This window comes from Streptomyces sp. S063 (assembly GCF_002832675.1).
Taxonomy (GTDB): Bacteria; Actinomycetota; Actinomycetes; order Streptomycetales; family Streptomycetaceae; genus Streptomyces; species Streptomyces sindenensis.
On record NZ_CP021707.1, the window covers coordinates 3,276,533 to 3,288,123 of the forward strand.

Sequence of the window (11,591 nt, forward strand, 5' to 3'; positions counted from 1 at the left end):
GAAGCGGCGGGCGGGACGGTCGACGCCCCCGTCAGCCGATCGGTTGATGCGGGGGTGGCCGGATCGGTTCACCATGGAGGGGTTTACGCAGGTCAGCGACGGACGAGAGGGACATGGTGGAGCACCGCAGCGGTTCGCCGGACCGCGGACCCGGCGGCGGCCCGGATGCCGGCGGGGCCCCCGGGGGACCGGCCGGCGGCGGCACCGAGGCCGAGCGGCCCGGGGTCGCCGGGTCCGACCCCGACGCCCGCTGGCTCGCCCTCCTCATGCACGCCGCGTTCTTCCTGCTGCTCGGCGCCTCGCTGACCCGGTTCCTGATGCGGCACCCCGGCGAGGCCCGCACCCCGTGGATCATCGCCCTGTCGGTCACCCTGGCGGTGCTGTACCTCCTCGGCCCCGTCCTCGGCTCGCGCCCCACGCCGCGCCGGCTCGCCTGGCTCGCGGTGCTCGTCGTCGTCTGGATGGTGCTGGTCGTCCTGGCCCCGAGCTTCGCGTGGTGCGCGGTGCCGCTGTTCTACACCGGGCTCAGGATCCTGCCGCCACGCGCGGCCCTCGCCCTGGTCGCCCTGCTCACCGTGTTCGTCGTGGCCGCCCAGCTGCGGCTGGCCGACGGGTTCGACCCGAACCTGGTCCTCGCCCCGCCCGCCGTCGCCGCCGTGGCGACCGCGGTCTTCGTCCATATGCAGCGCCAGGCGGTACGGCAACGGGAACTGGCGGCCCGGCAGCGCGAGCTGATCGACGACCTGCTGCGGACCCGGCGCGAGCTGGCCGCCACGGAACGCCGTGAGGGGACCCTCGCCGAGCGCCAGCGGCTCTCCATGGAGATCCACGACACCCTCGCGCAGGGCCTGTCCAGTCAGCAGATGCTGCTCCAGGCCGCCGACCGCACCTGGAGCGCCGACCCGGACGCCGCCCGCCGCCATGTCCGTACGGCCACGGGCATCGCCGAACGCAACCTCGCCGAGGCCCGCCGCTTCGTCCACGACCTGGCCCCCGCCGACCTGGCGGAGGGCGGCGGACTGGAGGCGGCCCTGCACGCGCTGGCGGCCCGCGAGAGCGCCCAGGCGGAGGGCGCGCTCACCGTCCACTGCCATGTGGAGGGCACCCCGCACGCCCCGCTGCCGGACCGGGTGCAGTCCGCCCTGCTGCGCATCGCCCAGGGGGCCCTGGCCAATGTGCGGGAGCACTCGGGGGCGAGCGCCGCCGGGCTGACCCTGACGCACCTCGACGACCGGGTGGTCCTGGACATCGGCGACAACGGCCGGGGCTTCACCGCCGAGCCCGAGGGCGTGCGCGGCGGCCGCACCGTACGCGGCCACGGGCTGCCGGCGATGCGGGCCCGGGTGCGGCAGCTCGGCGGGACGCTCACCATCGAGTCGGCGCCGGGCGAGGGCACCGTGCTCTCCGCGGAGGTTCCGCTCACCACCACGGAGGACCCCACATGACCGAGGCATCCCCGGCCCCCGCCCGCGTGCGCATCCTGCTCTGCGACGACCACGTGGTCGTCCGCGCCGGGCTGCTCGCGCTCCTCGGCAGCGAACCGGACATCGAGGTCGTCGGCGAGGCGGGCAGCGGTGAGGAGGCCGTGGTGCTCGCCGCGCGCCTGAAGCCGGACGTCGTCCTCATGGACCTCCAGCTCGGCGAGGGCATCGACGGCGTCGAGGCGACCCGCCGCATCGCGGCCGACGGCACGGTCCACGTCCTGGTGCTGACCACGTACGACACCGACGCCGACATCACCCGGGCCATCGAGGCGGGGGCCACCGGTTATCTGCTGAAGGCGGAGCGCCCGGAGGAACTGTTCGCCGCGATCCGGTCCGCCGCCCAGGGCCGCACCACGCTCTCGGCCCCCGTCGCCAGCCGGGTGATGGCCCGGATGCGCAGCCCCCGCCCCAGTCTCACCGACCGCGAACGCGACATCCTGGCCCAGCTCTCCCAGGGCCTCGGCAACCGGGACATCGCCCGCGCCCTGTTCATCAGCGAGGCCACGGTCAAGACCCACCTGGGGCGGATCTACGACAAGCTCGGCGTCGACACCCGGGCGGGCGCGGTGTCGGTGGCGAAGGAGCAGCGGCTCCTGCCCTGACGGGGCCCCGGGCGGCCCGGGCCGCGCCCCCGGGTGGAGCAGTGCTGCTGGCAGGGGCGGGGAACCCGGCGGAGGCTGGGGGCGGACCCGAAGGGAAGCGGGGAACCCATGGCCGAGGACGCTCCGCCCCGGTCCGCCGATCTCAAGGGCGGGCCCGGCCACACGATCCTGCTCGCCCTGCTCCTCGCGGTCCCGGTGGTGAAGGTCGCGTACACCGTCGGGGGCGGCGGCTCGGCCCGTGACGTGTTCGTCGGCATGGAGCCCGCGAACTGGCCGGACGTCCTGATCGGCATGGTGCTCACCGACCCCCTGCTCGCCTCCGTCCTCGCCGTCGTCGTCTCCCGGGTGGTGTTCGCGCTGTTCGCGGCGCGCGGCGCGATCCCGAGAGGCGGCGGCCTCCTGCGCGCGCTCCGGCGGACGGCGCTGACCCTCGTGAACCCGGTCGCGATGGGTGTGGTCGACGCGTGCTTCTTCGGGCCCTGGTGGGGTCTGGGCACCGGGCTCGCCGCCTACGTGCTGCGCAAGGGCGTCGTCGTGGAGTACCTCACCGGCCGACGGCGGCCCCACGGACACGGAGCGAAAAGCGGCGCGCACCCCGTCGCCGCGGGCGGCCCGCACCCCGGCCCGGCGGGCGGCCCGCACCACGACGGCCACCGGCCGCCCCCGTGGCTGCGCCGGGCCGCGGCCTTCGAGCAGTGGGTGGCGCTGGGGCTGACCGCCGTCGCGCTCCCGGTCCTGGCGTTCGTCTCGGCGCTGGACGGACGGGCCTGGACCTCGATCGTCCGCTGCGAGGTCACCGACGGCGCCCGGGCCGAACGCGACCGTCTGATCGAGCTGAGCCGCAAGGGCAACGGCGTGGTGGGCTGGAACCTGGACGCCCACGAGATCTCCAACGGCCAGGGGTGCACGGGCGAGGAGAGCCTGTACGTACGCGAGCCCTGGTGGCGCTCCTGACCCCGTCGGCGGACGCAGAGGCCACCGAGCCACCGGGGCCGGCGTGGCGCCCGGTGCGCGAGGGGGCCACCGGGGTCGCCCAGGCCACCCGGATCGCCCGGGCCGCCCGGGCCGCCCGGCATGACACCATCGGACCGTGCTCGACATCGGCTACTCCCTCTCCCGTCGCTTCCCCGATCCCCCGCAGACCGACTACCGCCGCGCGGACGTCCGGGCGCTGCGGCACGATCTGTTCTCCGGCGACGTCTACCTCGCGGACACGAAGGCGGACCGCGAGCTGTCCACAGCCTGGGGATGGGTGCCGGTGCTCGACTTCGCGTGGGCGCTGTGCGACATCGTCGAGCAGATCGACCAGGACCCGCGCGGCAACCGCTCGCACCGGCGGCAGTACGCGGAGCTGGACTTCACCGAGTCCTCGGACGTCATGATCTTCGAGCGGCGCTTCGGCTGGGTCGACATCGAGGCGGACTGGATGCCCGGCGACGAGCCCCCGCTCACCTTCGGCCACTCCCTCCTGCGCCGTGAAGCCCGCGACTTCCTGCACGACCTGATCGCCGACCTGGCCGACCTGCACGACGGCCTCGCCGACAACCCCGTGATCTGGGACCTCCAGGCCCGCTTCCCCCGTATGTGAGGCCGTGGAGGACGGCCGCCCTCACGCCTCCACCCGCACCCCGATCTGCGCCGCGAACGCCGGAGCCAGCTCCATCAGCTGCGCCGGGCTGATCACCGCGCCCGCCAGCCGGTCCACGCCCCGGGCGATGTCCAGCTCGGCCACCGCGCGCAGGTCCACCGACTCCATCCGGGCGCTGCTGAAGTCCGCCCGCTTCAGCACGCAGTCCCGGAACTCGACCCGGACCAGGTGCGCGTCCCCGAAGTCCGGCTCGGCCAGCACGCAGCCCTCGAAGACGACGTCCTTCAGCCGGGCCCTGCGCAGATTCAGGTAGTCGATCTTGCCGCCCCGCACCACCACCCGCTCCAGCACCGCCCCGTGCAGCTGCACCCCGCCCAGGCGGGCGTCCACCACCTCCACGTCCCGCAGCGACGCCTCCGCGAGGTCCGTGCCCACGCCCCGTACGCCCGTCAGCACCGCGTCGATGAAGCGGGCCCGCGCCAGCTCCGCGCGGTCCAGGACGCAGCCGTCCAGCGCGCAGTCCATGAACCGGGCTCCCCGGCCCGAGGCGTCCGTCAGGTCCACCCCGTCGAACCGCACCCCGTCGTAGTCGCCGTCGGGCTCCAGGCCGTCCCCGTCCCACGGAACGAGCGGGGGCAGCCGCACCTCCGGCCGCCGCGCCGCCGTCACACCCGTCGTGCTCTTCTTCCTGCCGCTCGCTGCCATCCCCCCATCGTGACGCAGACCACCGACAACGCCCTGCCGCCGATGTCACGGGCAGCCGCCCCCGATCCGTCGCATCATCAAAGAAGCGAAGGAGATCCAGCCATGGGACACAGGGAACACCCGGGATCCACGGAGCACACGGGATCCACGGAATCCACTGGCCGCACCGGATGCACGGGGCACATCCACGTCGTCGGCGGGGGCCTCGCCGGGCTCACCGCCGCGATCACCGCCGCCGAGTCCGGTGCGCGCGTCACCCTGCACGAAGGACACCGGAATCCCGGCGGCCGGGCCAGGACGGCCGACGGCCCCTACCGGGCCAACGAGGGGCCGCACGCCGTGTACCACCGCGGGCCGTTCGGCACCTGGCTGGCCCGGCGTGATCTGCTCGGTCCCGTCGTCTCCGTACCGCCCCTCGAAGCGCTCCGCTTCCGCTTCCGGCGGGCGGGGGCCCTTCGCAAGCTGCCGCCCGCCGCGCTGCTGCGGCTCTCCCGCCGGGACCCCCGCACGGCCCCGGTGGACAGCACCTTCCGGGAGTGGGCCACGGGTCAGGTGGGCGAGGCGGGCGCCCGGGCCGCCGCGAACTTCGCCGCCACCGGGCTCTTCCACCACGACCCCGGCGCGCTCTCGGCACGGTTCGTCCAGGAGCGCCTGCGCCGGCTGGCCTCCCTTCCGCCCGAGGCCCGCTACCCGGTCGGTGGCTGGGCCCGGCTCGTCGAGCGGATGGCCGCGCACGCCCGGGGCCTCGGGGTCGCCGTCGAGACCGGCTCCCGTATCGACACCCGTACGCTCGGCGGCCTGACCCGGACCGGACCGGTGATCGTCGCCACCTCCCTCGACTCCGCCCGCGCCCTGCTCGACGACGCCTCCCTCACCTGGGAGAGCGGCCGCACCGTCCTGGTGGACCTGGCGGTGCGCACCCGGCGCGGTGACGCGTTCATCGTGTCGGACCTGGACGCGCCCGGCTGGCTGGAGCGGTTCACCGCCCAGGACCCCTCACTCGCCCCGGCCGGCGAACAGCTGCTCCAGGGCCAGTTCGCGATCGGCCCCGGCGTGCGGCGGGCGGAGGGCGTCGCCCGCGCCGAGACCCTCCTCGACCTCGGCTTCCCCGGCTGGCGGGAGCGCACCACCTGGCGCGTCGAGGCCCTCGCCGACGGCCGCACCGGAGCCGTCGACCGCCCCGGCACCACCTGGCGGGACCGGCCCTCCGTGGTCCGGGGCGACGACGTCTTCCTGGCGGGCGACCAGGTCGCCGCACCCGGACTCCTCAGCGAAGTCTCCTTCACCAGCGGCCTCGAAGCCGCGATGCTCGCGGTGAAGGCCGCCGGGCGGCGCTCCGGATCCGGGGTTGACCTCAACCGAACCTGAGGTACGAGGGTGGGGGGCGAGGGGGTGTCCGGCGGATCAGGACCGGACGCTCCCCGGCCCGCCGCAGCGGTGGGCGAGCCCGCCAGGACCGCGACCAGGGGAGCCCTTCATGCACGCCGTACGCCTCCACGCCTTCGGCCCCGCCGGCAACCTCGTGTACGAGCGGACCGAGGACCCCGTTCCCGGCCCCGGTCAGGTCCGTATCGCCGTGGCCGCGGCCGGGGTTCACCTCCTGGACACGGTCCTGCGGGAAGGGGAGCCGGGGCCCTTCCCGGCCCCCGTCGCCCTGCCCACCGTCCCCGGCCGCGAGGTCGCCGGGACCGTCGAGTCGCTGGGCGCCGGCACCGGCCCCGGCTGGCTCGGCAAGCACGTCGTCGCCCACCTCGGCTCGGCTCCCGGCGGGTACGCCGAACTCGCCGTCACCGACGCCGACCGGCTCCACGAGATCCCCGAGGGGCTCGACGCCGCCGCGGCCGTCGCCATGATCGGTACGGGCCGCACCACCCTCGGCATCCTCGGGTCCACCCCGCTCGGCCCGGACTCCGTGGTCGTCGTCACCGCGGCGGCGGGCGGCATCGGCACGCTGATCGTCCAGTACGCCAAGAACGCGGGCGCCACCGTGATCGCGCTGGCCGGGGGCCCGGCGAAGGTGGCGCGGGCGACGGACAACGGGGCCGATCTCGCCCTCGACTACACCCGCCCCGACTGGCCGCGCCGGGCCCGGAAGTACCTCGACGCGGCGGGCCTGCGGGCCACCGTCGTCCACGACTCCGTCGGCGGGGCCACCGCCCGCGCCGCGGTCGATCTCCTCGGCCCCGGCGGCCGGCACGTCGTCTACGGCTGGTCCGGCGGCGAGCCACTCACCTTCACCGCCCCGGAGCTGGCCGAACGCTCGATCACGTCCGGCTCCGTCCTCGGCCCGAAGATGATCGAGCGGGGCGGCGGCCTGCGCGCCCTGGAGACCCGCGCCCTCGCCGAGGCGGCGGCCGGCCGGCTGCGCCCCGCCGTCCAGCGCTTCCCGCTCGCCGAAGCCGCCGCCGCACACCGCGCGCTGGAGACCCGGGGCACCATGGGCAAGGTGGTCCTGGAGCCGTGACGGACGGGCGGGGCCCGGCGAACCGGTCAGGCGCGCCCCAGCAGCCGGCGCGCGATCTCCGCGTGGTCGGGGGCCAGCCGGGCCTTCCCCTCCGCGGCCCCCCACAGCCCGTTCTGGAGCACCCGGCCCAGCGTCCAGGCCCGTGCCCGCTCGCGCTCCAGGCCCAGCGCCTCCGTCAGCGCGTCGAACCGCCACACCACCTCCTCCGCGTCGAAGAGGTTGTCCAGCGCCGGGAACAGCTCGAAGCCCGGGTCCCCCGCCAGCGGCTTCGGGTCGAGCGCGATCCACTCCCCCGCCCGCCCCGCGTCCGCGCGCCCGGCCAGGACGTTGTCGTAGTGCAGGTCCCAGTGCAGCAGCCGGTCCCCCGGCTCCCCCGCGACCTCCCGCACCGCCGCCGCGCAGTCGACCAGCAGCCGCCGGTCCGCCGCGTCGGCCAGCAGGCCCACCCGCTCCGGCACCGCCGCGAGCATCCGCTCCACCACCTCGCCCAGCGTGCGCAGCCCCTCGGGCGCGGGCACCGCCACCAGCCGGGCCAGCACCGCGCCGAGCGCCGTCACCGCGCCCCGCACATCGGCCTCGCCGGACAACGGCCGCCGCTCGTCGAGCCGTTCCAGCAGCAGCGCACCGCTCTCCGGGTCGTGGTCGAGCAGTTCCACCGCCCCGGCGCCCGCGACGCCCCACGCCCTCAGCGCGACCGGTTCGCCCGCCGTCTCCTCGTCCACCGCCTGAAGCTTCAAGGCCGCGGGCCGCCCGTCCGACTCCCGCACCACCGGCAGGACCAGGGCGCACATCCCGTACATGGACGGGCCGTCAGGCCTCAGCCCCCACCGCTCCAGGCATCGCTCGGCGAGGTCCGGCAGGGCGGCGACGAAGGCCCGCCCGGCGGCCCCGTCGAAGGCGGACCGGGTGGCGGCCAACTCGTCCGGAATCTCGATCACGCCACCGATCCTAGGGACGGGCCGGGCGGCGGGAGACGAAACGGCCCCGCGCGCAGTAACGTCCCGCCACACGTACGCTCGGCATCTCACCGGACAGGGACACCAGGGGCATCATGAGCACCGTCAGTACCGTCGTCGGCGGCATATCGTTCTGGTACGCGCAGGAGGGCACCCCCGCCCCGCGCGAACCGCTCCCCGGCGACACGAACGTCGACGTCTGCATCGTCGGCGGCGGCTACACCGGCCTCTGGACGGCGTACTACCTGAAGAAGGCCGTCCCCTTCCTCAACATCACCGTCCTGGAAGCCAAGTTCTGCGGGTACGGGGCCTCCGGCCGTAACGGCGGCTGGCTGTACAACGGCATCGCGGGCCGCGACCGGTACGCCGAGCTGCACGGCCACGACGCCGCCGTACGGCTCCAGAAGGCGATGAACGAGACCGTCGGCGAGGTCGTCAGGACCGCCGCCGAGGAGAAGATCGACGCGGACATCCACCAGGGCGGCGTCCTGGAGGTGGCCCACACCCCGGCGCAGCTCGCCCGCCTGAAGGACTTCCACAGCGTCGAGATCGCCTTCGGGGAGACGGACCGGATCCTGCGCGGCGCCCGCGAGACGGCCGAGCGCGTCCGGGTCACGGGGGCCGTCGGCTCCACCTGGACCCCGCACGGCGCCCGGCTGCACCCGGCGAAGCTGGTCACGGGCCTCGCCGCCGCGGTGGAGGCGCTCGGCGTCACCATCCACGAGTCGACCCCGGTCACCGAGATCAAGCCCAAGCACGCCGTCACCCCGTACGGCACGGTCCGCGCCCCGTACGTCCTGCGCTGCACCGAGGGCTTCACCGCGAGCCTCAAGGGCCAGAAGCGCACCTGGCTCCCGATGAACTCCTCCATGATCGCCACCGAGCCGCTGCCCGCCCGGGTCTGGGACGCGATCGGCTGGCAGGGCCGCGAGACCCTCGGCGACATGGCCCACGCCTACTTCTACGCCCAGCGCACCGCCGACGACCGCATCGCCCTCGGCGGCCGCGGCTACCCGTACCGCTTCGGCTCGGCCACCGACAACGACGGCCGCACCCAGGCCTCCACCGTCACCGCCCTGCGCGACCTCATGGTGCGGCTCTTCCCCATCACGGCCGGCGTCCCCATCGCCCACGCCTGGTCGGGCGTCCTCGGCGTCCCGCGCGACTGGTGCGCCACCGTCACGCTCGACCGGTCGACCGGCCTGGGATACGCGGGCGGTTACGTCGGCTCCGGCGTCGCCACCGCCAACCTCGCCGCCCGCACCCTGCGCGACCTGATCCAGCAGGACTCCGGCCAGGCCGGCCCCACCGACCTCACCGCGCTGCCGTGGGTGAACCACAAGGTCCGCCGCTGGGAGCCCGAACCCTTCCGCTGGCTCGGCGTCCACGGCATGTACGCGGCCTACCGCGCCGCCGACCGCCGCGAGACGGCCTCGCCGCGCCCCGGCACGGACCCCCTCGCGAAGGCGGCGGACCGCATCGCGGGCCGCCACTGAGGCCGTGTTCCCGTACGCCACTGAGGCCGTTCCCGTACGCCACTGGGGCCGTTCTCGTACGCGACTGACGCCCGGGCCCGGCCTCAGTCGCGGGGCCAGGGCCGCCCGTCGAGACGTTCGATGGAGAGGTTCAGCCGGCTGAGGGAGGCGGCGAGCTGCTCGGCCTCCTCCGGGGTCCAGTCCGCGAGGACCTTCGCGAGGCCCGCCAGATTCCTGGTCCGGTCGTTGTCGAGGCGGCGCTCGCCCTCGTCGGTGATGGCGAACTTGCGGGCGATGCCGCCGTCGGGGTCCGGGATGCGCTCGACGACCCCGGCCCGCAGCATCGCGGCGGTCTGCCGGTTGAGCGTGGAGGCGTCGAGACCGAAGGCCTCGCTGAGCTGGCCGATGGACATGGGGCCCTCGACCTGGATCCGGCTCAGCAGGATGTAGGCGCTGCGGTCGAGCCGCCACTCCACACGCGGGGTCAGCAGATGCATGTACCGGCCGAGCAGCATGGTCTCGCGCTCGATCCGGTCGATGGGCTTGTCCACGCGCTCTTCCTTCGTCGACCAGAACTATCACGATAGATGTGCACTATGCATTAACTATGCACGATACATATTGCATGTATCTTGCATAGTCGAACACCGAAGGCACATCGGCCGACGAACCGCCCGGAAGGGCAAGAGGGAGAGCAGTACCCGTGGAGAGTTCACCCCCCGCAGCCCGCCCGGGAGCCGTCGTCGGCATCCTGGCCTTCGCCGGGATCGTGGCAGCGCTCACGCAGACCCTGGTGGTGCCGCTGATCGCGGAGCTGCCGAAGCTGTTCGACACCTCCGCGTCCAACGCGTCCTGGGTCATCACCGCCACCCTGCTCGCGGCCGCCGTGGCCACGCCCGTCGCCGGCCGGCTCGGCGACATGTACGGCAAGCGGCGCATGCTGCTGCTCTCGCTCGTCCCGCTGGTCCTCGGCTCGACGGTCTGCGCCCTGTCCTCCTCCGTGGTCCCGATGATCGCCGGACGCGGCCTCCAGGGCCTCGGCATGGGTGTGGTCCCGCTCGGCATCAGCCTGCTGCGCGACGTGGTCCCGGCCGAGAAGCTCGGCCCGTCCATCGCGATCATGAGCGCCTCGATGGGCGTGGGCGGCGCGCTGGGCCTGCCGTTCGCCGCCGCCATCGCGGAGAACAGCAGCTGGCGGGTGCTGTTCTGGGTGGTCGCCGTGCTGGCCCTCGCGGTCGGCGCGCTGATCCTGGCCCTGGTCCCCGGGGACCGCCCGGCCGCCCGGTCCGGACGCTTCGACCTGCCCGGGGCCGTCGGCCTCGGCGCCGCCCTGATCTGCCTGCTGCTCGCCGTCTCCAAGGGCGCCGACTGGGGCTGGGGCAGCGCGACGACGCTCGCGCTCTTCGCCGCCGTGGTGGTGCTGCTGCCCGCCTGGGGCTGGTGGGAGCTGCGGCTGACCGACCCGCTGGTCGACCTGCGCGTCACGGCCCGCCCCCAGGTCCTGATGACGAACACCGCCTCGATCCTGGTCGGCTTCGCGATGTACGCCCAGTCCCTCGTCGTGCCCCAGCTGCTCCAGCTGCCCGGCGCCACCGGGTACGGCATGGGGCAGTCGATGCTCGCGATGGGCCTGTGGATGGCCCCGGCGGGCCTGATGATGATGGCGATGTCCCCGGTCGGCGCGAAGCTGTCCGCGGCCAAGGGCCCGAAGGTCACCCTGGCCGTCGGCAGCCTGCTCATCGCCGTCGGCTACGGCCTGTCCGTACCGCTGATCGGCTCGGACTCCCCGTGGAGCCTGCTGGTCGTCACCCTCGTCTGCAACTCGGGCGTCGGCTTCGCGTACGGGGCCATGCCCGCGCTCATCATGGGCGCGGTGCCGCAGTCCGAGACCGCGTCGGCGAACAGCTTCAACGCCCTGATGCGCTCGATCGGCACGTCGTTCGCGGCGGCGGTGATCGGCGTGGTCCTGGCCCGGATGACCACGGACTTCGGCGGCTTCCCGCTGCCCTCCGAGGACGGCTTCCGGGCCGCGATGCTGATCGGCTGCGGGATCGGCCTCGCCGCCGCGGTCGTCGCCGCGCTCATCCCCGTACGCCCGGCGCCCGCGACGCTCCGGCCCGCCGCCACCGGACCGGCGGCTGTGCCGGAGGAGACGCGGACCAAGGCCTGAGCGGCCCCCTCCCACGGCGTGCCGGCCGGGGCAAGGCGGCCGGAACTGCCTTGCCCCGGGCCGCACTTGTCGCGCCGCCGATACGGGCGTACGGACATGAGGGCGGCGGGACCGGAGGTCAGCGGGCCACGAACCACCGGCTCACCG

Annotated in this window: 11 protein-coding genes; 8 read left to right on the forward strand and 3 right to left on the reverse strand. The window is 74.7% G+C overall.

Features of this window, described 5'->3' with window-relative positions; all coding sequences use genetic code 11:
* Positions 1-113 precede the first annotated feature (113 nt).
* The 4 genes from CCZ36_RS14850 (at position 114) to CCZ36_RS14865 (ending at position 3,674) form a co-directional block, all read left to right on the forward strand.
* The gene (locus CCZ36_RS14850) at positions 114-1,445 is read left to right on the forward strand and encodes a sensor histidine kinase (RefSeq protein ID WP_237302666.1); all 1,332 of its coding nucleotides are present in this window, start codon (positions 114-116) and stop codon (positions 1,443-1,445) included.
* On the forward strand, positions 1,442-2,086 hold the full coding sequence (locus CCZ36_RS14855) for a response regulator (protein WP_069742427.1): 645 nt from the start codon (positions 1,442-1,444) through the stop codon (positions 2,084-2,086). Before CCZ36_RS14850 ends, CCZ36_RS14855 begins: the two co-directional genes overlap by 4 nt.
* 108 nt (positions 2,087-2,194) lie before the next feature.
* Positions 2,195-3,040, forward strand: a complete 846-nt coding sequence (locus CCZ36_RS14860) for a hypothetical protein (RefSeq protein WP_128817833.1) — start codon at positions 2,195-2,197, stop codon at positions 3,038-3,040.
* Between the two features lie 136 nt (positions 3,041-3,176).
* Positions 3,177-3,674 carry a hypothetical protein gene (locus CCZ36_RS14865; protein WP_069739805.1) on the forward strand — a complete coding sequence of 166 codons (498 nt, stop codon included), beginning with the start codon at positions 3,177-3,179 and terminating at the stop codon, positions 3,672-3,674.
* A gap of 21 nt (positions 3,675-3,695) precedes the next feature.
* Here the strand turns inward: CCZ36_RS14865 and CCZ36_RS14870 are convergent, their stop codons facing one another.
* Positions 3,696-4,379, reverse strand: a complete 684-nt coding sequence (locus CCZ36_RS14870) for a pentapeptide repeat-containing protein (protein WP_176735313.1) — start codon at positions 4,377-4,379, stop codon at positions 3,696-3,698.
* A gap of 102 nt (positions 4,380-4,481) precedes the next feature.
* On the opposite strand from CCZ36_RS14870, the gene CCZ36_RS14875 reads away from it, so the two are divergent.
* Both CCZ36_RS14875 and CCZ36_RS14880 read left to right on the forward strand, forming a co-directional pair.
* Positions 4,482-5,747: an NAD(P)-binding protein gene (locus CCZ36_RS14875; protein ID WP_237302667.1), complete on the forward strand. Its 1,266-nt coding sequence runs from the start codon at positions 4,482-4,484 to the stop codon at positions 5,745-5,747.
* A gap of 109 nt (positions 5,748-5,856) precedes the next feature.
* Entirely contained in the window at positions 5,857-6,843 is a 987-nt protein-coding gene (locus CCZ36_RS14880; RefSeq protein ID WP_128817834.1) for a zinc-binding dehydrogenase, read from the forward strand.
* Between the two features lie 26 nt (positions 6,844-6,869).
* Here the strand turns inward: CCZ36_RS14880 and CCZ36_RS14885 are convergent, their stop codons facing one another.
* Positions 6,870-7,781, reverse strand: a complete 912-nt coding sequence (locus CCZ36_RS14885) for an aminoglycoside phosphotransferase family protein (protein WP_128817835.1) — start codon at positions 7,779-7,781, stop codon at positions 6,870-6,872.
* Between the two features lie 113 nt (positions 7,782-7,894).
* Between CCZ36_RS14885 and CCZ36_RS14890 the strand changes: the two genes are divergently transcribed.
* Positions 7,895-9,295, forward strand: a complete 1,401-nt coding sequence (locus CCZ36_RS14890; RefSeq protein WP_128817836.1) for an NAD(P)/FAD-dependent oxidoreductase — start codon at positions 7,895-7,897, stop codon at positions 9,293-9,295.
* An 83-nt stretch (positions 9,296-9,378) separates the two neighbouring features.
* On the opposite strand, the gene CCZ36_RS14895 is transcribed toward CCZ36_RS14890, so the two are convergent.
* Positions 9,379-9,825: a MarR family winged helix-turn-helix transcriptional regulator gene (locus CCZ36_RS14895; protein WP_006125600.1), complete on the reverse strand. Its 447-nt coding sequence runs from the start codon at positions 9,823-9,825 to the stop codon at positions 9,379-9,381.
* A 152-nt stretch (positions 9,826-9,977) separates the two neighbouring features.
* On the opposite strand from CCZ36_RS14895, the gene CCZ36_RS14900 reads away from it, so the two are divergent.
* Positions 9,978-11,444 (forward strand): MFS transporter, encoded by a 1,467-nt coding sequence (locus CCZ36_RS14900; protein ID WP_128817837.1) that lies wholly within the window; start codon positions 9,978-9,980, stop codon positions 11,442-11,444.
* The last annotated feature ends 147 nt before the right edge of the window (positions 11,445-11,591 follow it).